This is a genomic window from Kitasatospora cheerisanensis KCTC 2395 (genome assembly GCF_000696185.1).
Lineage (GTDB): Bacteria > Actinomycetota > Actinomycetes > Streptomycetales > Streptomycetaceae > Kitasatospora > Kitasatospora cheerisanensis.
On record NZ_KK853997.1, the window covers coordinates 6344359 to 6368996 of the forward strand.

Below are 24638 nucleotides of genomic sequence, written 5' to 3' on the forward strand. Positions count from 1 at the left end.
TGCTGAATCGTTTCGTCGCGGACGCCCGTCGGGGCCCAGGGCTCGGCACTCACGTCCGGGGATAACGACCGAACCCGGGGGCGGTCACGCGCCTCGTCACCGGGGTCGGCCGGACGGGCCGCGGGCGCCCGGCGTCAGGTGCCGACGGCGTGCGTCGCGGCGACGGCGCGGGCGTGGTCGAAGGCGCGCACGGGGTGCGCGGCGGAGGTCCACGGGTGGGCGCCGCACCAGGGGCCGAGCTCGCGGAACTGGTCCAGCGCGAGCGCGGGCTGACGGGACACCAGCGCGAAGTGCGCCAACAGGTGCCGCAGCAGCGGGACCTGGTCGTGCGGCGCCGGGACGGCGGCCAGCGCCGACGCCACGGCGGGCAGCAGCTCGCGCAGCCGGCCCGCGTCGGGCAGGCCGGGAAGGCCGTGCCGCTGCTCCAGTTCGGTCAGGGCCTGCAGGTACAGGCCGGGCAGCGGGGAGCCGGCCGGGGCGGTGCGGACAGCGCGCTCGGCGAAGCGCAGCATCAGCGCGTCGCTGCCGTGCCACTTGGCGCACCAGTACTGCATGGCCTGCCAGTGCCCGGCCACGTGGTGCGGGGCCCGGACGGTCAACTCCTGCCACAGCGCCCGGAACCGGCGCCGTCCCACCCCGGTGCCGCGGGCCACCGTCACCAGCACCACCCAGGGCCCGGGGTCGCGCGGGTCCAGCTCCGCGGCCTGCCGGGCGGCGGCCTCCGCGGCGGCCAACTGCGCCCGGAACTCGGCCATCCGCTCCGGCGGGACCTGGTGCGAGAAGGCGCTGCCGCGCACCTCCCAGGCCCGCTGCACCAGCAGCCGGGCGTACACGGTGGAGGCCGCGCACGCCTCGGTGCCGGACTCCCGCCAGGCGGTCAGCCAGGCGTCGCGTTCGGCGGCCACCCGGGTCAGGAAGTCCAGCCGGGCCCAGCGTTCGTCCCAGTTCTCCCCGGCCGCGGTCACGTACGCGTCGGCGGCCCGCCAGCCGCCGGCCAGGCAGGAGTCGGCCAGCGCCTCCAGCTCCTTGCGGCGCAGCAGCGGCAGCGGCGGCCCCGCCCGGCCCGGGTCCAACTCGGCGCTCGGCACCAGCCCGTACCGCTCCGGGGCGAAGCCGGGCGGGGTGGCGGCGACCGGCGGCGGCACCGGGCCGGGTACGGACGGACCGCTCCACCGCCGACGCGTCAGCAGCGCGAGCGCCATGGCGATACCGAACACCAGAACCGGGGTCATGCCGAGAATGATCTCCCACCGCAGGCGGCCGCGGGCACGCGCCTCCGGGTGCGCGGGCCGCCGGGACCTGTTGCGGGGCGGGTCCGGGCGGGGCGCTACCGTGGTGGCCCGCGCGCGGGGAGTTCGTCCGATGATCCGCCCGGAATGTTTCTTCGCTCCCGGGCCGTTGGCGACCACGGACGGCCGGAGCGCACGGCAACGACCGGTGCCCACCGGAGCGACCGGAGCCACCGGAACGACAGCAGCAGCGACGACAGCAACGAGAGCGAGCCCCCGATGCCCCTTGCGGCCCCCGACGTGGCGCGGCTGTTCACGGCAGGCAGCCAGTACGACTGCGGCGGCGACCGCACGGCCACCGTGGTCGCGCTGCCCGAGGCGGTGCTGGCGCTGCCCACCGGGCGGGTGGTGGCGTGCGACCCGGTGATCGGGCTGCTGGACGAGAACGAGCCCTTCCTCGCCGAAGTCCCGCCCGGCAGCTACCCGGTGACGCTCGCCGTGGTCGAGGTGCGCGACGCCTACGGGCCCGGCTCCGCCGACACCCGGATCGCCGCCGCGATGCTGCGGATCGGCGACCGGCCCGCCGCGCACTGGGAGTTGGCGCTGAGCGAGGGGCAGGACGCCGCACGGCTCGGCCGGGGCGACTTCTTCGGCTACGGCGTGGACGCCGGCACCGGCTGCTTCCTGGACGCGTCCGCCGTCGGCCCGATCGGCGAGCTGGTCGAGCGGGACTCCGACCCGGTCGTCGACGCCATCTTCGACGCCGGGCACCACCCGGCCACCGTCACCGAACCGGCCACCGGCCACGTCATGGTGGCCTTCGCCACCGGCTGGGGCGACGGCCACTACCCGACCTGGGTCGGCCGCACCGCCGACGGTGAAGTCACCGGCTTCGTCAGCGAGTTCTTCGTCGTCCGGCAGCCCGGACGCGGCCCCGTCGAGGCGTGACCGGGCCCGGGCTGCGAGGGGCGCGGCCGGCCTCAGAGCGCGCCGAGACGGCTCCGGACGGCGGTGACCACGGACGGCGGCGCGGTCCTGGTCGAGCCGGCGTCGAACGGCGGCTGCGGGTCGTACTCGATGAGCAACTGGATGCCCTGAGCCGTCTCCGGACCGTGGATCAGCCCGGCCAGGTGCAGGCCCAGATCGATGCCCGACGAGACGCCCGCGGCGGTGGCGTACTTCCCGTCGAACACCACCCGCTCCTCGACCGGCTCGGCCCCGTACGCGGCCAGCGCCGGCGGCAGCGCCCAGTGCGTCGTGGCGCGGCGACCGGTGAGCAGCCCGGCCGCGGCCAGCAGCACCGAGCCGGAACAGACCGACGTGGTCCAGGTGGTGCCGGCGTCGACCGCCCGCAGCCACTCCAGCACCTCGGGGCGCTCGTGCTGAGCCCGGGAGCCCGGACCGCCCGGGACGAGCAGCAGATCGGCGGCGGTGATCTCGTCGAGCGCGGCGTCGGCGGTGAGCGCGAGGCTGCCCACGTCGCCGCGGACCGGCCCGCGGCGCTCGGCGGCGAACACCACCTCCGCCCCGGGCATCCGGGACAGCACCTCGTACGGGCCGACGGCGTCCAGCGCGGTGAAGCGGTCGTAGAGCAGGATGGCGATCTTCATCGGATGCCTCTCCGGTGCATTGTCGGATCAGTCGGATCATCAGCAGGCGTGGGGCGTGGGGCGTGGGGCGTGGGCGTGGGGCGTGGGGGCGTGGGGCGTGCGGTCTGGGGCGGTCGGGGAGTCAGGGGGCGGTCGGTCAGGCGGTCGTGGGCGTCGCGCGGAAGCGGCGGCGGTAGTCGAGCGGGCTGACGGCCAAGGTGCGGGCGAAGGCGCGGCGCATCGCCTCGGGGTTGCGGTAGCCGCTGCGGCGGGCGATCTGTTCGATGCCCTCGTCGCTGTCCTCCAGGCGGCGGCGGGCCACCTCCAGCCGGACGCCGTCCACGTAGCGGCCGGGGGTGGTGCCGGTCTCGGCGACGAAGACCCGGGCGAACTGCCGGGGCGACAGCGAGGCGCGCCGGGCCAGCGCCTCCACGGACAGGTCGGCGTCCGGGTGTTCGGTGATCCAGCGCTGCACCTCGCGCAGCGGCTCCCGGACGGCGAGTTGGGCCGCCAGTTGGGTGGAGAACTGGGCCTGACCGCCCGGACGGCGCAGGAACATCACCAGGTGCCGGGCGATGCCGAGGGCGAGTTCGCGGCCGAGGTCCTCCTCGACCAGGGCGAGCGCCAGGTCGATGCCGGCCGTCACCCCGGCGGAGGTGGCCACCCGCCCGTCGCGGACGTGGATCGGGTCCGGCTCGACCGTGACGTCCGGGAAGCGGCGGGCCAGCGCCTCGCTGTACGCCCAGTGCGTGGTGGCGCGCCGGCCGGCCAGCAGGCCTGCCTCGCCGAGCAGGAACGCACCGGTGCACACCGAGGCGACCCGCGCCGCGCCCTCGGCCAACTCGGCGATCCTGGCCACCAGTTCGGGCATGGGGCGGCGGGTTCCGGGCCCGCCGGGAACGATCAGCGTGTGCGGGGCCGTCGCCTGCGCCAGGTCCTCGTCGGGCAGCAGCCGCAGCCCGCTGCCCGTCCGCACCGGAAGGCCGCCGGGCGAGGCGGTACGGATCCGGTAGCCGGCCGCCGCCGAGAGCACCTCCAGCGGTCCGGTGACATCGAGGCTCTGCACCCCGTCGAAGAGCACGAAGAGCACGCTGCGATCAGCCATGCGTCCAGCCTCGCAGCGCCCCTGCACGGCAGCAATGACGGATACCCCACCTTTTCTGCCGCCGCCCCCGCGAGGTGCGGGTCGAGGGATCGTCAGCTCGGGCCGCCCTTACCGCTCGCCGGGCGACCTGGCGGCCGGGGCGTCTGGAGCGTTCGAGGCGGGAGCGAGACGTCGCCTGCCCGGGGCGCCGGCGTGCCGTGCGGGGTCTCGTGGTCGAGGCGTCCCGCACGGCGTCGAGCGGCGGCGGCCCGGATCTGCGGCCGGGCGGGGTCAGTTGACGAAGTAGCTGAACCCGAGGGTCGCGGCGGACATGCCGGGGGCGACCGAGCGCATCAGGGTGCCCTGACAGTTCGGTGCGGAGTACACGTCGACCGTGGCGTCCGTGAGGTTCTCCACGACGACGGGCGACACGGTCGGGTAGCACCCCCGGGCCGGGTTGTGCTGGGCCACGCCGTCCACCACCAGCACGCCCGTGGCCGCCTGCGCGGGGACGGCGAGTGCGAGCACTCCGGTGGCGGCCAGCAACCCGACCGCCGCGATCCGACGACGCATGACTGTTCTCCCTTCCGAGGGCGCGCAACGGGTAGGCGCCCTTCCGCGCCATGGATTCCCCGCCCGCCCGGGCCGTCCCGGAATCGCGGCCGCAGTCCCTCGAACCGGGGACGGCACACGGGTGCGGGCGGGCCGGGGTGACGGGTCGTCAGGGGCGGCGGCGCAGCCGGTCGCGGCCGTGGGCGGCGAGGGCGTGGAAGGCGGCCTTGGGTTCCCAGGGCAGGCCGGGGTGGGTGGTGGAGGTCCGGCCCGGCGGCAGCGGGCGGACGATGCCGAAGGAGGCGCGGTCGAAGTCCCGCTCGGGGTCGTCGGAGCCCGGCAGGTGGTAGTGCGCGAAGGTCTGGACGAAGGCCGCGTCCAGGCCGGAGGGCTCGAAGGCGGCGAGCAGGTCGGTCAGGTAGTCGGCCTGCTCCTGCTCGTTCCGGTCGAGCGGCTCGGCGAACCGGGCCGCTCGACCGTGCTCGTCGAAGACCACGGCGCGGTCGCCGCGCGCGCCGAGTGCGGCGGCGCCGGTGAAGCTGCCGCAGCCGAACTCGGTGACGGCGGCGGGCCGGCCGTGGCCGGTGAGCGTGCGCAGGCCGGGCAGGAGCCGGTCGGCGTTGGTGGCGTCGCGGTAGCCGGCGTCGGTGGCGACCAGGTCGAACGGGGCCCAGTCGACGCCCTCGAACGGCAGCGAGGCGTAGCCGATCGGGCCGCCGAACAGCGGGCGGACGGCGGCCAGCACCTCGGCCAGGAAAGCGTTGACCGTGCGGTGCAGTTCGGGCAGCAGGGCGCGGAAGCGCGCCTGGTCGGCGAGCACGCCGGCGCGTTCCAGGTAGTCGCCGCCGGGCAGGAAGCCGTCGGTGAACAGCGAGATCTCGGAGCCGGTGAGCAGCACCACCTCGGCGCCGCCGGCCCGCAGCTTCTCGGCCCGCCCGGCGCAGTCCACCAGCAGGTCGAACAGTTCGGGCCGGGTGAGCCCGTTGGTGAACGGCGAGAGCCAGACCTCCAGTCCGGCGTCGGCGGCGTACCGGGCGGCGGTCTCCAGCCGGTCCGGCTCGGCGCCGGTGACGCGGACCGCGTCGCAGTGCAGTTCCTGACGGATCACCAGCATCTCGCGGCGGACCGTCTCGGGGTCGAAGGGCTCCCGGGTGGTGGTGCCGGCACTGCGGAAGCCGGTGTCGTAGGTGATGCCGAAAACGCGCACGGCGAAGCCGTCCTCTCCTCGCAGAACAGGGTACGGCAGGTACCTTACGGCGAATTGGGTACGGCCGGTACCTTGTTTCGGCGGGACGTACCATTCGCACGGAGACCGGCAGCGCGCGGGGCAGACGGCAGCAGGCCGCACGAACGGCCGCGGGCCGCGAAGAACGACAGCGAAGAAGGTGGGCAGGTGGCAGCGACCAGGCGGCGCGGCGCCGAACTCGAGGACGCGATCCTCGCCGCCGCCGGCGAAGTCCTGCTCGAGCAGGGCGTCGCCGGACTCACCATGGACGAGGTCGCCCGCCGGGCCGGCACCAACAAGAACGCCCTGTACCGCCGTTGGCCCCACCGCACCGCGCTCGGCATCGCCGCGTACCGGCGCCTCGCCGACGCCGAGACCCGCCCGCCGGACACCGGCAGCCTCCGCGCCGACGCCCTCGACCTGCTGCGCCGCGCCAACCGCACCTGGTCCTCGCCCTACGGCGAGATCCTGCGCGGCCTGCTCGCCGCCGCCGGCGGCGCCCCCGAACTCCTCGCCGCCCTCCGCGACCCCGACCGCCCCGACCCGCTCGACGAAGCCTGGCTGACCGTCCTCGCCAACGCCGCCGAACGCGGCGAGGCCCCGCCGCCGCCGTCCACCCGCGGGTCGCCGCCACGCCCATGGCCCTGCTGCGCACCGAGTACCTGCTGCGCGGCGTCCCGGCCGTCCCCGACGAGGTCCTGGTGGAGATCGTCGAGGAGGTCCTCCTGCCGCTGGTGCGCGGCCGCGGGGCGCCCGCTGAGGGTCCGGGCGGAAAACCGGTCGCGGGCGGGTGCGGGCCCCGGGCATGCTCGACGGTCGTGGACGAGGACACGGTGCGGTACGCACCCGCCGACACGGGGCGCGGGGCGCTCGAACGGGGCCGCGGCGCGGGGTACGTGTGGGCGCTGCGCGAGCGGGAGGCCGGCCGCGAGGCGGTGCTCGACTGCCTGCGGAGGGACACCCGGTACGACCGGCAGAGCGACGCCCGCCACGACTACCTGGCCCAATTGGTCGGCGCGCTGGCGCTGCCGCTCGACCCGCTGCGGCAACTGCTGGACAGCGAGGACCAGCACGCCCACGAGCGCGGCGACCAGATCCTCGCCGCGCTGGCGCTGACCGGCTCGGTGGAGGCCCGGGAGGCGCTGCGGCAGTACGTGCGGCACGGCCGGTGGTGGCAGGGCGTGCTCGACACCCTCGCCGAACGCTGCCCGGCGCCCTGGTGGGACGACCTGGCCGAGGTCGCGCTGCGCCGCCTGGACGGAGCCGAGCCCGAGTACCCGAGCGGCGAACCCTGGCTCCGGTGGCGGGAGTTGCTGCCCGAGCCGCCGCGGCCGCGCCCGGTGCGACGCGATCGCCCGGCGGCTTCGGACACCGCCCGGCTGCTGGCGGTGCTGGCCGACGGCGGAAGCCACCCGGGCGAGCGCTCGGCGGCCGTGGCGGCCCTGGCCCGCCGCCCGCCCGTCCCGGAACTCCTGCCGCTGGTGCCGGAGTTGTACACCACCACACCCGCCGAACTCGGCGAGCGCGGCCTGCCGTGGCTGGGCCGCGCGGTCGAGCGACTCGGGGTCGCCGCCCTCGCGGACGCCCGCGGCTGGGCGCTCTCCTCCCGGCCCTGGCTGTCCGGCCTCGGCCTGAGCGTGCTCGCCCGGCACGGCGAGGAGGACGATCTCCCGCTGCTGCTGGCCGAGTTGGAGCGGGAGTGGGCCGACCGGGTCTGGTGCGGGCCGGACTGGCTCGCGGACGGCCTGGCCCGCTTCGGCCCGGCCGCCGCCGGGGCCGCGCCGGCGCTGCACCGGTTCTGGGCGCAGACCCCGCACTCGTACGAACGCCCCGCCTACCTGCGGGCGTTGACGGCGATACGGCCCGGCGGGGCGGGCGCGGAGCTGACCGAGTCGCTGTGGGACTGCGAGTACAGGGCCCGCCTGTTCGCCGTGGAGCACGCCCCCGACGGGCCCGAACTGCGTTCCCGGCTCGCCGAGTTGCGGGACTCGCCGGTGGAGCCGGAGGACGTGCGGGCCGCGGCGGCGCGTCGGCTCGGGGGCGGGAACGGCTGACGGGCAGCCGCGGATGGGAGACCGCGGCTGCCCGTCGGCAGGTGGGGGAGCGTCAGAACTGGGTGGCGACGGTGACGTTGCTGAAGTCGGTGGCGGCGTACAGGCTCAGGTAGCGGTAGCCGGCCGACGGGTTGGTGACGGTGATGGACTGGGTGGTGCTGCCCGGCGTGGTCGAGGAGGCGGTGAACGCGCTCGGCGAGGCCCAGGTGGAGTCGTTGTAGTACAGGTACGCGGTGCCGGTGCCGCCGCTGGTGGTGATCTTCAGGGTGCTGGTGCCGGCGGGCAGGTACACGTACAGGTAGTCGACGTTGCCGGCGGTGCGGGTGCGGCCGGTGCGCTGGCAGTTCTGGCCCATCGCGTCGGCGCGCTGGTCGGTGCAGGTCGGCAGGGTGGTGCCGCCGCCGCTGCCGGTGGCGACGGTCACGCCGGCCGGGGTCGAGGTGGAGCGGCCGGTGGAGTCGGTGACGGTCAGCGCGACGGTGTAGGTGCCGGCCTTCGCGTAGGTGTGCGAGGGGTTGCGCTCGTCGGAGGAGCTGCCGTCGCCGAAGGTCCAGTGCCAGGAGACCAGCTGCGCGGGCGAGTTGGTGACCACCGAGCGGTCGGTGAGGGTCACCGTGGCACCGTTCACCGACTGGTCGAACAGCGCGGTCGGGCCGGTGGCGAAGCAGGCGCCGGCCGCGCAGCCGGTCAGCCAGGCGTCGAAGTCGGCGTCGTAGGAGGTGCCGAGGCTGTTGTAGACCGCGTACCCGCCCTGGTAGTCACCGGTGCGGAAGTGGCCGAGCATGGCCGTGACGTCCGCCGGGTGCTTCTCCATCATGTACCGCACGGCCAGGTAGCCCCACGGGTAGACCCGGGTGGAGTCCGAGTTCAGGTAGGTGTTCTGGAAGATGGTGCTCAACTTGTAGGTGTGCTTGGCGGCTTCGGCCATCGCCTGGGTGTCCGTCACCCCGCGGTAGGCGTAAGACTCGTACTCGGCGACGCCCTCGATCCACCAGATGTCCGGGACGGACGTCTCGGTGGTGAAGTTGCCCTTCATGTCGTAGATGTTGTCCAGGTAGTGCGTGTACTCGTGGTTGAGGTTCCACACGTTGCCCGGGAAGTCGTCGTTCCACGACTTCTGGTACATGATCGACACCGGCTTGTTGGCCGGGTCGGTCGGGTCCATCAGGGTCACGCCGCCGTTGTCGGTGGAGTTGTTCCAGATCGCCCACGAGTAGGTCTGGTAGTCGGCGGCGCTGGCGAACACCGGCAGGTCAAGGGTGGTGCCGAACTGGCCCGGGATCGGCCCGTTGTCCTTCACCAGGTTGTGGAAGAACGCGTCCTCGCCGCGCAGGCTCTCGCACACCGGCTGGAGCTGGGCCACCGTCAGCGCCTGGGCGCGCAGCGTCTTGTTGTCGCAGACCAGGACGTTCGGCAGCACCGCGGTGATCAGCTTGTTCGGCAGGTCGCAGATGCCGAAGGTCGAGCACTGGCCGCTGTTGAACTCGTTGGACTGGAACGCCACGTGCACGTACAGCGGGCCGCCCGCGCCGACGATCGGGGTGGAGTCGAGGATCTGCTTGACCAACGGCCGGGTGGCGGCCTCCACGGTCGCGCTGTCGCCGGACATCCGGGCCAGGTCGTTGCCCGCGTTGACCTCCAGGAAGGAGTTGGCGGTGCCCAGCAGGTCCTTGTGGTTCAGCGTGAAGGTGCCGAGCGTGCTGATCAGGCTGGTGTCGGCGTTCAGCGCGTTCACGAAGTCGGTGTTCCAGTTGCCGCGCCACAGCGGCGCGAACAGCACCGCGTTGACGGCGTTCACCATCTTCGGGAAGGCGTTGTAGCCGTTGTTGTAGCCGTTCAGCACCTGCTTGTACGTGTTCAGGTAGCTCGCCTGCACGTTGGCGCTGTCGGTGAGCACCAGGACGTCGTACAGCACGACGCCGTTGGCGTCCGAGACGTCCTTCCAGTGCTGGCCCGCGAAGAACGCGTCCAGGCCCGCCCTGGTGGCCGTCGTCAGCGCGCTGCCGTAACTGCCCACCGCGCCCGCGTTGTAGGACTGGACGTAGTAGCCGGCCCGCAGGAACTGCACCAGCTGCAGGATGTTGGAGCCGTTGGTGCCGTCGTAGGTCGCCGCCAGGTCCTTGAAGGCGTTGGCGACGGTCAGCATGTTCGCCTGCTTGAAGATCGCCCCCGCGTCGCTGCCCGTCACGTTGTACAGCGTGCCGATGCAGGTGGTGGTCGATCCCTTGACGTACGCCACCAGGTCGGCGCCGGAGCGGCTGCCGAAGTCGGCCGCGGTGCAGGTCTGGGCGGCCAGCGTGCCCCTGAGGGCCTGCTGCTTCGCGTGCGACTCGGCGGGGCGGGGCGTGGTCTGGACGGTGGTCCCGGCGGGCTGGCCCATCACCACCTGGCCGAGCAGGGCCGGGGCAGCGGGGCCGAGACCGGGGCGGGGGAGTCCGGCTGCGCCGCCGCGACGATCGGGCCGAGCGGCTTCGGGACGGCGCCGCCCGGGGCGCTCCGGTCGCCCACCGGGGAGGTGAGCGGGGCGGCGGGCTTCGCCGGCCCGGCGGTGGCCGCGAAGGCCTGGGCAGGCAGCAGGGTGGCCGCCGTGGCGCAACCGGCCAGCAGGCCGGCCGTCAGCGCGGGGAGGGGTATGCGCACGCGCACTGCTTCTCCTGTGGGGGCTGGGGAGGGGGTGGGGAGGCGTGGGGCCCGGGGGATCGAACGAGGTCCGGGCGCATGCATCGTGGCACCGGATCGGGCGGCAGAACAATGTCACAGGTCATATGACATTGCCTTGCGAGGCATAACACGGGAGGGGAATTCTTGGTGCCGGTGCGCCGCCCCGCGGCCCGTCAGGTGCGCGGCGGACGGAAGGTGCGGCCGGCCCAGCTGTGCAAGTGCGGTGCCTCGGCGGCCAGTTCACGGTAGGCCGCGGTCGCCGCACCGAACAGGGTGTCCGCGAGGCCCGGCCCCAGAGCGGCCCGCCGCCACAGCAGCACGTACCGCAGCCACAGCGGCGCGCCCAGCAGCGGCTTGAGCAGCACCCCCGCCGTGGGCGGCGTGCTCGCCGGGACCAGCGCCGCGCCCAGCCCCGCCGCCACCAGGTCGAGCACCTCCCGCCGCCCCTGCGGCAGTTGATGGACCGTGGCCGGGGCGAACGCCGCCGACTCGCAGGCCGCCCGGAACGCCTTCCGGTCGGCGACGGGCAGCAGCCAGGTCTCCGCCGCCAGATCGGCGAGGGCCGGCTCGGCGTGGTGGCGCAGCGGGTGGGCGGCGGGGAGCGCGACGAACAGCGGCTCGGTGGCGATCACCCGCGCCGCGAGGGCCGGGGTGGGGCGCAGGCCGGAACTCGGGTGGTCCAGGGCCAGCGCGAGATCGAACGGCTCGTCCGGGGCGGCCGGAAGCGAGAACCGCAGCTCCGGGCGGAGCTGCCGGGCCCGGGCCAGCGTGCCGGGCAGCAGTGCCGGGCAGTCGGCGGCCAGCCGGAGTTCCCGGTGCGGGCGCTCGCCGCAGGCGGGAACGGAGTGGCCGAGGCGGTCGACCCGGGCGAGCACCTCGCGGGCGGCGGCGAGGACCTCCGCCCCGAAGGTCGTCGGCACGACGCCGGCCGCCGTCCGCTCGAACACGACCGCGCCCAGATGCCGTTCGATCCTGCGCAGCTGGGTGCTCGTCGCGGGCTGGGACGCCCCGATGGCCGCTGCCGCGCGGCCCACGCTGCCGGTGTCCGCGATCGCGCACAGCACCCGCAGATGCCGCAGCTCCAACTCCATGCCCCCGGCCCTTCCTCGCGTGCGGGCCGCCACGGGCACGCCGTCGGCAGGGGCGTGGGGCTGGCGGTGTAATTTCACACGCAACATGTCAGATGGTGCGGCTCACCTTCGCTTCCCGACACAGCCACGTCAAGTCCCGCAACCCGGCGGCACGGCGAGGTCGGGGGAGTGCCGCCACGAACCCCGCTGCGCGGAGCGGGCGTTGGAGGCGCAGGAGGTGCGGGAGAAAGAACGCGCAGCGGGCGAGGGGTGCGGGGCCGGTGCGACGGGGGCGCACCCGGGTGGTGTCGGGAGTCCCGCCGCGCGGGGTGTGGGTCGGGGAGCGGCGCCCGCCGCCGCCTCCGTCCGCTGGGCCGTCAGGGGTGTTGCGGGCAGCGGCAGAGCCGGTCGAAGGCGGTGGTGGCGGTGGCGGTGAGGTCGTGGGGGAGGGGGTGCGGCGGGTGGCCGGCGAGGAGGTGGTGGCGGAGGGCGCGGTGGGCGGCGCGGTGGGTGGCGGTGAGGGCCGCGGCGAGGTAGGGGGTGGCGGGGACGGCGGGAGGGCGGCGGCGAGGGCGGTCTCGGCGTGTTCGGCGATCTCGCGTTCGCGGGCGCGCAGCGCGGGGCTGGCCTCGACGGCGCGGAAGAAGGCGGCGTCGCCGGGGATCCGGCCGCCTTCGAGGGCGGTGCGCAGGTCGTCGCGGATCGCGGCCACGGGGCAGGTGCCGGGCGGGCGTTCGCGGACCACGGTGGCCAGGTGCTGTTCCACCTCGGCCTGCCGGTCGAAGAACAGGTCCTCCTTGGTGGCGAAGTAGTTGAAGACCGTGTTGGTGGAGACGTTCGCGTGCCGGGCCACCTCGGCGACGGTGACCCGGTCGAAGCCGCGGTCGAGGAACAGCGGCAGGGCGGCGTCCGCGATGGCGGTCCGGGTCTGCTGCTTCTTGGTCTCACGAAGGCCCATGGGCTCCATGCTAGGGAACTCCGCCGAATGGTAGGGTCACTGAAAAATTGGTGTGACACCAAGAATATCCAGCCAGGGGGCGAAGTGGACGACGGACGGCGGCAGTTCAGGTTCGGCATCTACCCGGGGGCGTTGCTCGGCGACGAGCGCGGCATCCTGCACCCGGTCCGCCCTGACGATCCGCGGGCGGTGGCCGAGGCGCTGGACGAACTCCAGGGCGCGGAGGGCGAGTTCCTGGTCCGGGTGTACCGGTCCTTCGCGGCCACGGTGGCCGCGCCGGCCCAGACCCCGGACGGCTGGGAGGCGTACCTGGGGCGGCCGGGCCGGAAGGTCGACCTGGTGCTGCAGTTCCGCGAGCCGACCGGCGGCCGGGACGGCTGGGAGTCGTTCGTGCGCGGGCAGGTGCGCGAACTCGGGGCTCGGCTCGGCTCGGTGCAGATCTGCGAGGAGCCCAACGCCGACCTGCCGGTGCTGGACGGCAGCATCCCCGGGGTGCGGGAGGCGCTGGTGGCGGGCGTGGTCGCGGCCAAGGAGGAGGTGCGGGCACTCGGCCTGTCCGCCGCCGTCGGCTTCAACGCGGTGCCGACCTTCGGCCCGGACGCGCCGTTCTGGGACGCGCTCGGCGAACTCGCCGACCGGCGCTTCCTGGACGCGCTGGACTACGTCGGGCTGGACTTCTTCCCGGACGTGTTCCGCCCCGTCCCGGCGGAGCGGCTGGCGGAGGCGACGGCCTGGGTGCTGCACGGCTTCCGGCACGGCGACCTGCCGAGGGCGGGCATCGGGGCCGGGGTGCCGATCCGGATCACCGAGAACGGCTGGCCGACCGGTCCCGGGCGGACCGAGCAGGCGCAGGCCCGGGCGTTGGAGGCGGTGGTCCGGGCGGTCGCCGGGCAGGCGGCGGCGCTGAACATCGAGGGGTACACGCTGTTCGCGCTGCGGGACGCGGACAGCCGCGGCGCCTCCCTGTTCCACGGCTTCGGCCTGCTGCGCGACGACCACACCCGCAAGCCCGCGTTCGAGACGTACCGCGGCCTGATCGCCGAACTCGGGCCCCGGCTGCGGGCGGGCTCCGGGAGCTGACCGGTCGACAGTTGAGTGGACGTCAGGGAACGTCCGGGAGAACGGCGGCCCCGATCGTTCCGGGCGATTCCTGGACGGTTCGGGGCGATTCCGACCGTTCAGGCCCGGTTCCCGCGAAGTTCTGACAAGGTCAATTCTCCGAGCGGCGAGGGGAGCGCTAGACTCCGAACGGCTCGGCCGGCGGCCCTGACGGATGGTTCGCGGGCCGGTTCGGCACCGGTCGGGGCTTCAGTTCCGGTGCTGGACCGGGCAGTTCGCGCGAGCCCGGTCGGTCGTACGGTGAAAAGCCGTCGAGCAGCGGGGCGTTGAGCCATCGGGTTGCTCATCTCGCCCGACCGGTACGGATGTTGGGACACCGCGGTGGTGCCGTGCGGGCGCCGGACCGCCATAGCGGCTTTTCCGGCCGTTATACGGTGATACTAAGATCCATCCGTCAGAGTCCTTATCAGATTCGACCAGTTCTGAACGACTGGCCTCGTCTCCAAGGAGAATGCCCTGCGCACGCGCGCGTCTCGGCGGATCATCACGGGCCGGCTGTCGCTCCGGGCGACCCTGCTCGTGCTGGCGATCGTCCCTGGAGTGGCACTGGCCGCCCTGTGGGCGGTCACCAGCGGACAGCTCCTCTTCGACTTCCAGCGCCAGGCCGCCCAGGGCCTGCTCGCGCAGGAGGCCGGCCAGCCGTCCAACATCGTCTACTACAACCTGCAGGAGGAGCGGCGCCTGAGCGCCGACGTCCTCGCCTCGCACGCCGGCGTCACCGACGCGCTGCGCACCCAGCGCGCGAAGACCGACGCGGCCGTGCAGACCTTCCAGAAGCTGTCCGGCGTGGCCGCCGACAGCGCTCCGGGCGAGGTCCGCGACGCCGTCCGGGAAGCCCGGGCGGCGATCAACCAGCTGCCCGCGCAGCGCGCCCTGGTGGACAGCGGCGGCGACCAGCAGCAGGCCGCGGTGTACGGCTACTACACCGACCTGATCGCGGTCGACCTGCGCCTGTTCGCGGCACTCAGCCACGTCGACAACGGCAGGATGACCACCATCTCGCAGCCGCTCGTCGACCTGTTCTGGGGCAAGGAGATGATCTCCCGCACCGACGCGCTGCTCGCCCGCGGCTGGCCCACCGGCTCGCTCTCCGTCGAGGAGTACCAGCAGGTCCGGCAGTCCGTCAACGAACAGGACTTCCAGTTCGGGACGAAGGTCGCGCCCAACCTGCCCGCCGACCAGGCCGCCATGTGGCAGCAGATCACCGCCTCCCAGGCCTGGCAGGCCAAGGCCCGCGCCGAGCAGGACCTGCTGAAGCCGGTCGCCGCGGACCGCGGCGGCCGGATCCCGCTGGCCACCGACAAGGACGCCTGGCGCCAGTCGATCGACGCGATCAACCCGCCGCTCGTCAACCTGATGGAGTTCCGCACCGCCGCGGTCGTCGAGGAGGGCAAGAGCAGCATCATCAGCCTCGCCCTCCGGCTGATCCTCACCAGCGTCGTCGGCCTGATCGCCGTCGTCGCGGTCGCCGTCTCCACCTGGCGCCTGACCCGCACCCTGCGCCGCCGCATCGGCTGGCTGCAGAAGCAGGCCGAGGACCTCCAGAACTCGCTGCCCGAGGTCGTCGAACGGCTCGGCAGCGGCGAGCAGATCGACGTCGAGGAGCAGGCCCGCGCCATCGAGCGCGACCCGTGGGCCCGCACCGAGGACGAACTCGCCAAGCTCGGCGAGGCGTTCAACCTGGCCCGCACCAGCGCCCTGCAGGCCGCCGTCGCGCAGGCCGAGCAGCACCGCGCCTACGAGCGCCTGCTCCAGCGCATCGCCCGCCGCACCCAGCTGCTGATCGGTCAGCAGCTGAAGAAGCTCGACGAGCTGGAGCGCAAGCACGAGGACCCCGAGATCCTCGACGGCCTCTTCGACCTCGACCACCTCACCGCCCGCCTGCGCCGCTACGAGGAGAACCTCGTCATCCTGGCCGGCGGCACCCCGCACCGCCGCTGGCGCAAGCCCGTCCCGCTGCTGGACGTGATGCGCGCCGCCCAGGGCGAGGTGCAGGACTACCGACGGGTCGTCATCGACCTGGACGGCAGCCCCTGGCTGTCCGAGCGCGCCGTCGGCCCGGTCGCCCACGTGCTCGCCGAGCTGATCGAGAACGCGCTCAGCTTCTCCCGCCCGCCGAACCCGGTCGAGGTCCGGGCCGGCCGGGTCAGCCGCGGCGTCGCCATCGAGGTCGAGGACCGCGGACTCGGCATGGACGACGAACAGATCGACGAGGCCAACCTGCTGATGACCCGTGCGCCCCGGGCCGACGTGCTCGCCCGCGGCGACGACATCCGCCTCGGCTTCTACGTGGTCGCCCGGCTCGCCGACCAGAACGGCCTGCGGATCGAGTTCCGCCAGTCCGCGTTCGGCGGCACCCGCGTCGTGGTGCTCGTCCCCGACGAGCTGATCGTCCCCGACCCGACGGCCCGCCCGACCCTGGTCGCCGCGCCGCCCACCGGCGGACTGCCCACCCGCACCCGCGGCCAGGCACTGGCCGGCGTCACCGCGATCACCGCCACGACGCCCGAGCAGGACGCCGCCCTGCTGGAACTGCACGCCGCACCGGAGGACCTGACGTACCCGCAGGCCGAGGCGCCCTACCAGCCGGCCGACGCGGCCTACCCGCAGGTCGAGGCCCCGTACGCGGCCGGTGACCCGTTCCCGCAGCACGAGCTGTTCGGCGGGCGCACCGAGGAGCACGACGCGGCCGGGCACGAGCAGCCCTTCCCCGCCGCGCTGCCCGCCGCCGAGCAGCAGCCCGCCCCGTACGGCCTGCCGGCCGGCGAGCCCGCCCCGTACGGGCTGCCCGCGCCGTACCGGCCCGAACCGGCCGGCAACGACAACTGGGCGGAGCGGACCGGACAGTTCGAGCAGGCCTCGCCGTTCCCCGCCCCCGGCAGCTACCCCGCGCCCAACCCGGCGGCGCCCGCCCCGTACGTGCCGCTCACCCCGGCGCTGCCGGCCGCCGAGCCGCCACTGCCGCGCCGCATCCGCCAGGCCAGCCTGGTCGACGAGCTGCGGATCGACCCGGCCAACGCGCCGGCCGCCCCCGCTCCGCCGCGCTGGGACGAGAACCCGCTGTTCCGACCGGCCCCCCGACGGGCCGGAGCAGCGGTCGGTGCGTTCCAGCGGCGGTCCAGAGAGGCGCGGGCCGGAGCCGACCGGCCGGCTGCGGACACCACACCGCAGCCCGGCGAGCGGCCCGAGCCCGGCGACAGCTGGAACACCCACACCATCCCGACGAGAGAAGACCGGTCATGACGCGCACAATCGCCACCCACCAGGACCTCGATTGGCTGCTGGACGGCCTGGTGGACCAGGTGGCCGGGACGAGACTCGCGGTCCTGCTCTCCGACGACGGCCTGGTGGTCAGCCACTCCCGCTCCATCGACCGCTCCGACGCCGAGCGGCTGGCCGCCGTCGCCACCGGCCAGCAGAGCCTGGCCCGCGGCGTCGGCCAGCTCTTCGCCGGCGGCCCCGTCCACCAGGTGATCGTCGAACTCGCCGACCTGTGGCTGTTCGTCATCTCCGCCGGCCAGGGCACCCACCTCGCCGTCGTCGCCTCCCAGGACGTCGACGCCGAGGTCATGTCGCTGGCCATGCACAACCTCGTCCAGCAGGTCGGCCAGAAGCTCAGCACCCCGCAGCGCGGCGACTTCGACGCGTTCGGCGCCCGGGGCGGGCAGCGCGGGTGACCTCCTACTGGGACGAGGACGAGGAGGACGACGGCGCGGACAGCATGGTCCGCCCGTACACCATCACCAGCGGCCGCACCGCGCCCGAGCGGGACGAGTTCACCCTCATCACCCTGCTCACCAGCGTCCAGGAGCCGGTCGACGCGTACGGCGCGCCGATCCGGCCCGGCCGGCTCCAGCCCGAGCACCGGATGATCCTCGGCCGGTGCCGGACCCCCGCCGCCGTCGCCGAGGTCGCCGCCGACCTCAACCTGCCGGTGTCGGTGACCAAGATCCTGCTCGGCGACCTCGTCGAGCAGGGCCTCCTGACCGCCCGGGCCCCGATCTCGGTGGCCCGGGCCGCGGGCGGCGCCGACCGCGGCCTGCTGGCCGCTGTACGTGAGGGACTGAGGAGGCTTTGAGATGACGACCACTCAGGCGGGCGCCGCCGCGGTCAAGATCCTGATCGCCGGCGGCTTCGGCGTCGGCAAGACCACCCTGGTCGGCGCCGTCAGCGAAGTCGCCCCGCTGCGCACCGAGGAGTACCTCACCACCGCCAGCGTCGGCGTGGACGACCTCGCCGGCGTCGACCAGAAGACCACCACCACCGTCGCCCTGGACTTCGGGCGCATCACCGTCAGCCCCGAGCTGGTGGTGTACCTGTTCGGCACGCCCGGCCAGGAGCGGTTCTGGTTCATGTGGAACGACCTGGTCAACGGCGCGCTCGGCGGCGTCGTGATCGCCGACACCCGGCGGCTGGAGAGCAGCTTCGCGTCGATCGACTTCTACGAGAGCCGCAACATCCCCTTCGTGGTCGCGATCAACTGCTTCCACGGCGTCAACACCCGCAGCGACGACGAGATCCGGGCCGCGCTCGACCTCGACCCGCACGTGCCGATGCTGGTCGGCGACGTCCGCGAGCGGACCTTCGGCCGGGACGTGCTGCTCGCCCTGGTCGACCACCTGATGGCGCTGCCGGTCGGCTGACCCCTCCCCAAGAGCCGGGCGCTCCCCCCGCCCGGCCGTCCCCCGAATCCACCGGAGAGAGCATGGCAACACCCCTGCGCGTCCTCGTCCACGGCGGCGGCATCGGCGGTCTCGCCCTCGCCACCGCGCTGGCCCGCCGCGGCCACACCGTCGAGGTCGCCGAACTCCGCGAGCAGTTCGACGCCCTCGGCGTCGGCATCATCCAGCCGTCCAACGCCCTGCACGTGATGCGCGAACTCGGCATCCTCGACGAGTGCCTGGCCGCCGGCTACGAGTGGGAGGTGCTGACCATCTGCGACACCGCCGGCAACCCGCTGGCGAAGATCCCGCAGCCGCGGATGGACGAGGCCCCCGCCAACAACGGCATCCCGCGCCCCGCGCTCGCCCAGGTCCTCGGCCGGGCCGCCACCGGGGCCGGTGCCACCGTCCGCTTCGGCACCACCATCGCCGAACTCGCCGACGACGGCGAGGGCGTGGACGTCACCCTGTCCGACGGCCACACCGGCCGCTACGACCTGGTGGTCGGCTTCGACGGCATCGGCTCCCCGCTGCGCACCCGCCTGTACGGCGACCGCTTCCGCCCCGAGTACACCGGCTTCGCCAACTGGCGGGTCACCGTGCCCCGGCAGCCCGAGGTGCAGGGCGTGGTGATGAGCACCGGCAACCTGGCCGCGAAGGCGCTGCTCACCCCGATCACCGACGAGCTGATGTACCTCGGCTCGGTGGTCGCCGAGACCGAGGACTTCCGCCCGGACCCGGAGCGCGCCCACGAGCAGCTCGCCGAGCGGCTGTCCGGCTTCACCGGCCCGGTCGCCGAGGCGCTCGCCGCGATCACCGACCCGTCCGCCGTGGTCTACTCGCGGATCTCCCAGGTCACCGTCGACGCGCCCTGGCACGTCGGCCGGGTGGTGCTGGCCGGCGACGCCGCGCACGCCTCCACCCCGCACCTGGCGCAGGGCGCCGCGATGGCCGTCGAGGACGCCCTGGTGCTCGCCCAGGAGCTCGACGCCGCCGACACGGTGCCCGCCGCGCTCCGGGCCTGGGAGGACCGCCGCCGCCCGCGCGCGATGTTCGTCCAGTCGCTGTCCCGGGCCGTGCTCAAGCAGGAGACCGGCACGCCCACCACGCCGGAGGAGGACGAGCTCCTCAAGGTCGGCATCCCCGGCGCCGCGCACGTCCTGGTGAAGCCCTACTGACCCACCGTCGGCGCGCACGCGAAGGGGGCCGGGCAGCAACTGCCCGGCCCCCTTCGGCGTCCCGTCAGCGGGTCTTGACGCCGGTGATCCACCGATTCGCGGCCAGCGCGTCGTCCGGCTCCGGGCGCGGCGCGCGGGGGAGGCCGGCCGCGTGGTCGAACGGCGTGCGGGTGGCGGTCGACCAGCCCAGCGCGCCCAGGTGGGCCGCGGTGTCCGGGCGGGGCCCCGGCGCGAACAGCGCCAGCAGGTCGACGTCGATCCGGTCCCGGGCGGCCGCGTACACCGGGTTGGCGCGGACGTTGGCCGCCTCCAGGCCCAGCTTGATCTCGTACGCCAGCGTGGAGCCCGGCGCGCTCAGCTCGTCCAGGTCGCCGGCCAGCCGCAGTTCGGCCTCGGCCGGCAGGTACAGGAACAGGCCCTCGGCGAGCCAGGCGACCGGCTGCCGCGGGTCCAGCCCGGCATCCGTCAGCGCCTGCGGCCAGGCCTCGCGCAGATCCACCGGCACGGTGCGACGGCAGGCCGAGGGGACGGCCTCCAGGTCGTCCAGCACGGCCTGCTTGAAGGCCAGCACCTCGGGCCGGTCCAGCTCCCACACGGTGGTGCCGGGCGGCCACGGCAGGCGGTGCGCCCGCGAGTCCAGGCCCGCGCCGAGCAGCACCACCTGGCGCACCCCGGCCCGGACGGCGGTCAGCAGGTGCGCGTCCAACACCCGGGTGCGGAGCGCGAAGTAGCTCGCCAGCCGGCCCCACAGCGGGTCGCCCGGGGCGACGTCGTCCGGGTGCAGCGGCCAGCCCTCGCAGCCCGGCGCGGCGCGGACGAAGTGCTCGGCGAACGGGTCGACGGCCATCGCGTCGGGCCGGCGGGCCTCCAGTGCGCGGGCGTGGGCGACCAGCAGGGCGGTGCGGCCGACGCCGGCGGTGACGCCCGGGTCGGACAGGACGGACACGGTCACGGCCGGCCCACCTTGGTGCGGGCCGCGGAACCGGTCAGTTCCGGGAGGGCGAAGGGCTGTTCGTCGGTCGGGCCGCCGTCGCCGAGGTCGGTGACGCGGGCGCCGTAGAGCCGTTCCATGAAGCGCAGGATGTCCTGGTCGGCGAGGTGCAGCGCGGTGGTGCAGTCGCGCAGCACGGTGAGGTGGAAGCCGCGCTGGAACGCGGTGCGGGCCGTGGAGTCCACGCAGACGTCCGTGAACAGGCCGGCGAGCACCAGGTGCCGGACGCCGCGGGCGCGCAGGTGCGGTTCGAAGGCGGGGTCGAGGAAGGCGTCGAAGCAGGCGGGCTTGGTGAACACCGCCTCGTCCGGGCGGGGCAGCGCGGCGTGGAACTCGGCGCCCCAGCTGCCCTCCAGGCACTTGGCCCGCTTGCCGAGCGCGGCGTCGCGCCGCTGCCAGGCCGGCCCCTGGTGGGCGGGGTCCCCGAGGAAGCGGACGAACACCACCTCGACGCCGAGCGCGCGGGCCCGGTCGACGGCGGCGGCGGTGCGGCCGGCGACGGCGGCCAGCCGGGCCGGGTCTCCGGGGAAGCGGGCGGCGGCGACCTCGCCCGCACAGAAGTCGTTCTGCAGGTCGACGACGACCAGGGCCGTCGCGGCGGCGGGAACCGCGGCCGTGGCGGCGGTGCCCGTGGCGGCGGGGCGCGGGCGGCGGGGCGCGGGGCGGTGGTGTGCGGGGTGGCGCTGCTGCTGGTGGTGGCGGTGCCGGGTGCGGCGGTGGTGCTCATCGCGAGGCCGCCCGATCCGTGTTCGTGCCGGCGGTGGCGCGGGCCGAGCCCGACCTCGCGGCGGGCACGAACGGCTTTAACGCGACGCCGAGTTCGCCGAGCACCGCGTCCACCACCGCGGTGGTGCCGGCGGTGCCGCCGAGGTCGGGGGTGCGGATGCCGCGGGCCTGGGCGGCGGCCAGCGCTGCTTCGACGGCGGCCTCGGCGCCGGGACAGTCGGCATGGCGTTCGGCGATCCGGGCGGCGGCCCGGATGGTGGCGACCGGGTTGACCACGTCCTTGCCCGCCAGGTCGTCGGCGGAGCCGTGCACCGTCTGGTACTCCGTCAGGCCGTGCAGCTCGGGGTGGAGGTGCACGTTCTCGGTGCAACGATTCTCCTGCCGCTCCGAGCCGTACCGGTCGAGCAGCACCACGTGCATGATGTCGGCCCACTCGTTGCCCGCGACCAGCACGGTGCGGTCCTCGGGGCCGTGGGTGATCAGGTTGCGGTTGACCGTGTCGGGCTGGAACAGCGCGATCTCGATGCCCAGTTCGGCGGACAGCTCGGCCCGCCAGTCGTCCAGCGCGCCGTCCAGCAGGTGGAACTTGTAGGCCATCTGCACCCGCGCGGGGCCCTCGGGCCACAGGTCGTGGGCGCGGCGGACGGCGTAGCGCACCACCTGCTCGGTGACGTCCCGGCTGAACTCCATGGTGCGCACCACCCGGCCGGGGGTGTGCACGTTCTCGCCGGTGTAGAAGCCCTGCGCCTGGTCGCGGACCAGCAGCAGCCGGGCCCCGTTCGCGGACAGCGGCTCGACCTTGACGGCGGCCAGCCGCCGGCGCACCAAGTACAGGGACTGGGCGTTGATCGCGGTGCGGAAGACCGCCCGGACGCCGGCCGCGGCCTGGTCGCGGCAGAACTGCTCGTAGTGCGCGGCGTCCAGCGCGGTGAGGCGGGCGATCTCGGCGGTGTCGGCGTACTCGGCGCGCAGCGAGACGTACGAGTGGTAGAGCCGCGGTGACCGCACCAACTCGGCCTCCACCCCGTGCAGTCGGGTGATCCGGTGGAGCACCCGCTCGAAGACGGGGGCGAGGTCCGGGCCGGTGCCGCGGCCTACGGCCAGGGCGATGAGCGGTGCGGTCAAAACGGGCTCCTTCAATACGGGTGGAGAGGTCAGACCGGATTGGCGACCAGGCGGTCGCCGGCGATGCCGACCTTCTCGGGCGAGTAGTAGTCGCGGATGCCCTGGGCCCACACCTCGACCGTGATCCGGTCGGAGGCGTCCGGCCCGAAGGCGTTGAACAGGGCTTCGATGTTGGGCTTCTCGAAGCCGATCGCGGTCATCAGGGCGAGGAAGCGGGGCCGTTCGATCAGACCGTCGCCGTCCGGGTCGCCGAGCTTGGCCAGCGCGTCGGCGAACACGGCGGCGGTCGCGCCGAACAGGTCCGGGTTGAGGACGAAGCCGCGGAACTCGGTGGGAGTGACCAACCCGTCACCGTTGACGTCCAGCGTCTTGGCCATGACCTCCCAGTAGTTGCTGATGCTGTCGGACAGCGCCTGCCGATCGGCCTGCGATGAGTCGTCGGCGACGGCCAGCACGCGCTCGGTCATCAGGTCGAAGTCCTCGGCGTCGAGCACCCCGTTGTCATTGGCGTCGAACAGGGTGAACACCAGCGCGGCCCGCTGGTAGGCCAGGTGTGGCATGGACGGCCGTCCCTTCCTCGCAACGGCCCGGCCTCGGACGGCCGGACCTGCACCCCGGATACGGGCGGCCGCCCGGCCGGGGCTCCCACTCTCCTCCTTTCAGGGCCCCGGAGAGGGCAAAAGTGACCAGTCGTCACCCCGGGGAGTGATGAAATCGACGCGGGTGACCTTGGTCACGCCCGGTCACGTCACCAAATCGGCTGACGCACCGTCAGATTCGGCCGGGAGCTGCACCGGAGCGGCCGGGGAGTGACAGGGGTGTGGCAGCGGTCACGTCCGGGCGGCCCCGCGGCGGGTAGCGCCGCTGGTCAGCGGGGGGACCGCCGCCCGCCCCGGCGGGCCGCCGAAGCTAGCATGGGGGGCGCCTAGCTCGGCCTACCCTCGAAAGTTGAATTGTGACTGTCAACGACGACGTGTTCACGGACTGGAAGAACCGCGAGGAGCTCGCGGAGTCGATGATCCCGATCATCGGGAGGCTGCACCGCGAGCGGGACGTCACCGTCCTGCTGCACAGCCGCTCCCTGGTGAACAAGTCGGTGGTCAGCATCCTGAAGACCCACCGCTTCGCCCGCCAGATAGCCGGCGAGGAGCTCTCGATCACCGAGACCTTCCCGTTCCTCCAGGCCCTCGCGGCCCTCGACCTCGGCCCGTCCCAGATCGACCTGGGCCTGCTCGCCGCCGCGTACCGTGCGGACGCCCGCGGACTGAGCATCGCCGACTTCACCGCCGAGGCGGTGGCCGGCGCCACCGGCGAGCACAAGCTGGAGCGCCAGGCGCCCCGCGACGTGGTGCTGTACGGCTTCGGCCGGATCGGCCGCCTGCTGGCCCGCCTGCTGGTCGAGAAGGCCGGCGGCCTGCGGCTGCGCGCCATCGTGGTCCGCAGCGGCGGCCCGGACGACCTGGTCAAGCGCGCCTCGCTGCTGCGCCGCGACTCGATCCACGGCCAGTTCCAGGGCACCATCACGGTGGACGAGGACACCAACACGATCGTCGCCAACGGCAACGCGATCCAGGTGATCTACTCGAACGACCCCAGCGAGGTGGACTACACCGCGTACGGGATCGACGACGCGATCCTGATCGACAACACCGGTCGCTGGCGCGACCGCGAGGGCCTGTCCAAGCACCTGCGCCCCGGCATCGCCAAGGTCGTGCTGACCGCCCCGGGCAAGGGCGACGTCCCGAACATCGTGCACGGCGTCAACCACGACACCATCAAGCCGGACGAGCAGATCATCTCCTGCGCCTCCTGCACCACCAACGCGATCGTCCCGCCGCTGAAGGCGATGGAGGACGAGTACGGCGTGCTCCGCGGCCACGTGGAGACCGTCCACTCGTTCACCAACGACCAGAACCTGCTGGACAACTACCACAAGGCCGACCGCCGCGGCCGGTCCGCGCCGCTGAACATGGTGATCACCGAGACCGGTGCCGCCTCGGCCGTCGCGAAGGCCCTGCCGGACCTCAAGGCGAAGATCACCGGCAGCTCGATCCGCGTCCCCGTGCCGGACGTCTCGATCGCCATCCTCAACCTGCAGCTGGCCCGCGAGACGACCCGTGAGGACGTCCTCGACCACCTGCGCGAGGTGTCGCTGACCTCCCCGCTGAAGCGACAGATCGACTTCATCGACTCGCCCGACGCGGTCTCCTCGGACTTCATCGGCTCCCGCCACGCGTCCATCGTGGACGCCGGCGCGACCAAGGTCGAGGGCGACAACGCGATCCTCTACCTGTGGTACGACAACGAGTTCGGCTACTCCTGCCAGGTCGTCCGGGTCGTCCAGCACGTCTCCGGCGTCGAGTACCCGACCTTCCCGCGGCCGGCCGTCTGACGCGCCCCGCCTCGCGGAACCCGC

General features: G+C 73.9%; 22 protein-coding genes and 1 pseudogene. 10 read left to right on the plus strand and 13 right to left on the minus strand.

The genetic code is table 11. The annotated features are described in order from the left end of the window. Positions 1-134 precede the first annotated feature (134 nt). Positions 135-1232, minus strand: coding sequence for a hypothetical protein (locus KCH_RS28545; RefSeq protein ID WP_051653554.1), 1098 nt, complete (start codon positions 1230-1232; stop codon positions 135-137). Between the two features lie 276 nt (positions 1233-1508). On the opposite strand from KCH_RS28545, the gene KCH_RS28550 reads away from it, so the two are divergent. Then, the gene (locus KCH_RS28550; RefSeq protein ID WP_035867680.1) at positions 1509-2177 is read left to right on the plus strand and encodes a DUF4241 domain-containing protein; all 669 of its coding nucleotides are present in this window, start codon (positions 1509-1511) and stop codon (positions 2175-2177) included. Between the two features lie 32 nt (positions 2178-2209). On the opposite strand, the gene KCH_RS28555 is transcribed toward KCH_RS28550, so the two are convergent. From KCH_RS28555 to KCH_RS28570, 4 genes are all read right to left on the minus strand, one after another. After that, the gene (locus tag KCH_RS28555) at positions 2210-2839 is read right to left on the minus strand and encodes a DJ-1/PfpI family protein (protein ID WP_035867681.1); all 630 of its coding nucleotides are present in this window, start codon (positions 2837-2839) and stop codon (positions 2210-2212) included. 136 nt (positions 2840-2975) lie between these two features. Further along, on the minus strand, positions 2976-3923 hold the full coding sequence (locus KCH_RS28560) for a GlxA family transcriptional regulator (protein ID WP_035867682.1): 948 nt from the start codon (positions 3921-3923) through the stop codon (positions 2976-2978). 270 nt (positions 3924-4193) lie between these two features. After that, positions 4194-4475 (minus strand): hypothetical protein, encoded by a 282-nt coding sequence (locus KCH_RS28565; protein ID WP_035867684.1) that lies wholly within the window; start codon positions 4473-4475, stop codon positions 4194-4196. A gap of 148 nt (positions 4476-4623) precedes the next feature. Then, the gene (locus KCH_RS28570) at positions 4624-5661 is read right to left on the minus strand and encodes a hypothetical protein (protein ID WP_035867687.1); all 1038 of its coding nucleotides are present in this window, start codon (positions 5659-5661) and stop codon (positions 4624-4626) included. 282 nt (positions 5662-5943) lie between these two features. Between KCH_RS28570 and KCH_RS45130 the strand changes: the two are divergent. Together KCH_RS45130 and KCH_RS38735 are read left to right on the plus strand one after the other, a co-directional pair. Next, positions 5944-6228, plus strand: a pseudogene (locus KCH_RS45130) (TetR-like C-terminal domain-containing protein); the annotation flags it as partial. Between the two features lie 89 nt (positions 6229-6317). Then, positions 6318-7733 (plus strand): hypothetical protein, encoded by a 1416-nt coding sequence (locus KCH_RS38735; protein ID WP_244305471.1) that lies wholly within the window; start codon positions 6318-6320, stop codon positions 7731-7733. 52 nt (positions 7734-7785) lie between these two features. Here KCH_RS38735 and KCH_RS28585 read toward each other — a convergent pair whose 3' ends face one another. The 4 genes from KCH_RS28585 to KCH_RS46260 form a co-directional block, all read right to left on the minus strand. Next, the gene (locus KCH_RS28585) at positions 7786-10113 is read right to left on the minus strand and encodes a collagenase (RefSeq protein WP_208865991.1); all 2328 of its coding nucleotides are present in this window, start codon (positions 10111-10113) and stop codon (positions 7786-7788) included. Further along, positions 10113-10373 carry a hypothetical protein gene (locus KCH_RS43520; protein WP_208865992.1) on the minus strand — a complete coding sequence of 87 codons (261 nt, stop codon included), beginning with the start codon at positions 10371-10373 and terminating at the stop codon, positions 10113-10115. Before KCH_RS43520 ends, KCH_RS28585 begins: the two co-directional genes overlap by 1 nt. A gap of 194 nt (positions 10374-10567) precedes the next feature. Continuing rightward, the gene (locus KCH_RS28595; RefSeq protein ID WP_035867691.1) at positions 10568-11485 is read right to left on the minus strand and encodes a LysR family transcriptional regulator; all 918 of its coding nucleotides are present in this window, start codon (positions 11483-11485) and stop codon (positions 10568-10570) included. Positions 11486-11573: 88 nt separating this feature from the next. Beyond that, a complete protein-coding gene (locus KCH_RS46260; protein WP_051653555.1) occupies positions 11574-12422 on the minus strand; it encodes a TetR/AcrR family transcriptional regulator in 849 nt (282 codons plus the stop codon). Between the two features lie 84 nt (positions 12423-12506). Between KCH_RS46260 and KCH_RS28605 the strand changes: the two genes are divergently transcribed. From KCH_RS28605 to KCH_RS28630, 6 genes are all read left to right on the plus strand, one after another. Next, positions 12507-13502, plus strand: a complete 996-nt coding sequence (locus KCH_RS28605) for a hypothetical protein (RefSeq protein WP_035867693.1) — start codon at positions 12507-12509, stop codon at positions 13500-13502. 579 nt (positions 13503-14081) lie between these two features. Beyond that, positions 14082-16784, plus strand: coding sequence for a sensor histidine kinase (locus KCH_RS28610; protein WP_063750194.1), 2703 nt, complete (start codon positions 14082-14084; stop codon positions 16782-16784). Further along, positions 16781-17218, plus strand: a complete 438-nt coding sequence (locus tag KCH_RS28615; protein WP_035867695.1) for a roadblock/LC7 domain-containing protein — start codon at positions 16781-16783, stop codon at positions 17216-17218. Before KCH_RS28610 ends, KCH_RS28615 begins: the two co-directional genes overlap by 4 nt. Before the next feature lie 44 nt (positions 17219-17262). Continuing rightward, the gene (locus tag KCH_RS28620; RefSeq protein ID WP_035874244.1) at positions 17263-17619 is read left to right on the plus strand and encodes a DUF742 domain-containing protein; all 357 of its coding nucleotides are present in this window, start codon (positions 17263-17265) and stop codon (positions 17617-17619) included. Position 17620: 1 nt separating this feature from the next. Further along, positions 17621-18184, plus strand: coding sequence for a GTP-binding protein (locus tag KCH_RS28625; protein WP_035867698.1), 564 nt, complete (start codon positions 17621-17623; stop codon positions 18182-18184). A 62-nt stretch (positions 18185-18246) separates the two neighbouring features. Then, entirely contained in the window at positions 18247-19380 is a 1134-nt protein-coding gene (locus KCH_RS28630; protein ID WP_035867700.1) for an FAD-dependent monooxygenase, read from the plus strand. Positions 19381-19444: 64 nt separating this feature from the next. On the opposite strand, the gene KCH_RS28635 is transcribed toward KCH_RS28630, so the two are convergent. Genes KCH_RS28635 through KCH_RS28650 form a run of 4 tightly spaced genes read right to left on the minus strand, consistent with a single transcriptional unit; the run spans position 19445 to position 22782 of the window. Further along, complete coding sequence (locus KCH_RS28635; protein WP_084223976.1) at positions 19445-20332, minus strand: SAM-dependent methyltransferase; 888 nt, start codon at positions 20330-20332, stop codon at positions 19445-19447. Beyond that, complete coding sequence (locus tag KCH_RS28640) at positions 20329-21114, minus strand: isochorismatase family protein (RefSeq protein WP_157032228.1); 786 nt, start codon at positions 21112-21114, stop codon at positions 20329-20331. Before KCH_RS28640 ends, KCH_RS28635 begins: the two co-directional genes overlap by 4 nt. Next, entirely contained in the window at positions 21095-22222 is a 1128-nt protein-coding gene (locus KCH_RS28645) for an isocitrate/isopropylmalate family dehydrogenase (protein ID WP_035867703.1), read from the minus strand. The genes KCH_RS28640 and KCH_RS28645 overlap by 20 nt, the downstream gene beginning before the upstream one ends. 29 nt (positions 22223-22251) lie before the next feature. Beyond that, positions 22252-22782 (minus strand): EF-hand domain-containing protein, encoded by a 531-nt coding sequence (locus KCH_RS28650; RefSeq protein ID WP_035867705.1) that lies wholly within the window; start codon positions 22780-22782, stop codon positions 22252-22254. 395 nt (positions 22783-23177) lie between these two features. Here KCH_RS28650 and KCH_RS28655 point away from each other — a divergent pair, with 395 nt between their 5' ends. After that, the gene (locus KCH_RS28655) at positions 23178-24614 is read left to right on the plus strand and encodes a glyceraldehyde-3-phosphate dehydrogenase (RefSeq protein WP_035867708.1); all 1437 of its coding nucleotides are present in this window, start codon (positions 23178-23180) and stop codon (positions 24612-24614) included. Positions 24615-24638: the final 24 nt, after the last annotated feature.

Bases quoted from the DNA above. Each gene is read 5' to 3' on its own strand.
- KCH_RS28555 (WP_035867681.1), bottom strand. From the start codon at position 2,839: ATGAAGATCGCCATCCTGCTCTACGACCGCTTCACCGCGCTGGACGCC.
- KCH_RS46260 (WP_051653555.1), bottom strand. From the start codon at position 12,422: ATGGGCCTTCGTGAGACCAAGAAGCAGCAGACCCGGACCGCCATCGCG.
- KCH_RS28550 (WP_035867680.1), top strand. From the start codon at position 1,509: ATGCCCCTTGCGGCCCCCGACGTGGCGCGGCTGTTCACGGCAGGCAGC.
- KCH_RS38735 (WP_244305471.1), top strand. From the start codon at position 6,318: ATGGCCCTGCTGCGCACCGAGTACCTGCTGCGCGGCGTCCCGGCCGTC.
- KCH_RS28565 (WP_035867684.1), bottom strand. From the start codon at position 4,475: ATGCGTCGTCGGATCGCGGCGGTCGGGTTGCTGGCCGCCACCGGAGTG.
- KCH_RS28630 (WP_035867700.1), top strand. From the start codon at position 18,247: ATGGCAACACCCCTGCGCGTCCTCGTCCACGGCGGCGGCATCGGCGGT.
- KCH_RS28620 (WP_035874244.1), top strand. From the start codon at position 17,263: ATGGTCCGCCCGTACACCATCACCAGCGGCCGCACCGCGCCCGAGCGG.
- KCH_RS28560 (WP_035867682.1), bottom strand. From the start codon at position 3,923: ATGGCTGATCGCAGCGTGCTCTTCGTGCTCTTCGACGGGGTGCAGAGC.
- KCH_RS28595 (WP_035867691.1), bottom strand. From the start codon at position 11,485: ATGGAGTTGGAGCTGCGGCATCTGCGGGTGCTGTGCGCGATCGCGGAC.
- KCH_RS28650 (WP_035867705.1), bottom strand. From the start codon at position 22,782: ATGCCACACCTGGCCTACCAGCGGGCCGCGCTGGTGTTCACCCTGTTC.
- KCH_RS28625 (WP_035867698.1), top strand. From the start codon at position 17,621: ATGACGACCACTCAGGCGGGCGCCGCCGCGGTCAAGATCCTGATCGCC.
- KCH_RS28545 (WP_051653554.1), bottom strand. From the start codon at position 1,232: ATGACCCCGGTTCTGGTGTTCGGTATCGCCATGGCGCTCGCGCTGCTG.
- KCH_RS28615 (WP_035867695.1), top strand. From the start codon at position 16,781: ATGACGCGCACAATCGCCACCCACCAGGACCTCGATTGGCTGCTGGAC.
- KCH_RS28585 (WP_208865991.1), bottom strand. From the start codon at position 10,113: ATGGGCCAGCCCGCCGGGACCACCGTCCAGACCACGCCCCGCCCCGCC.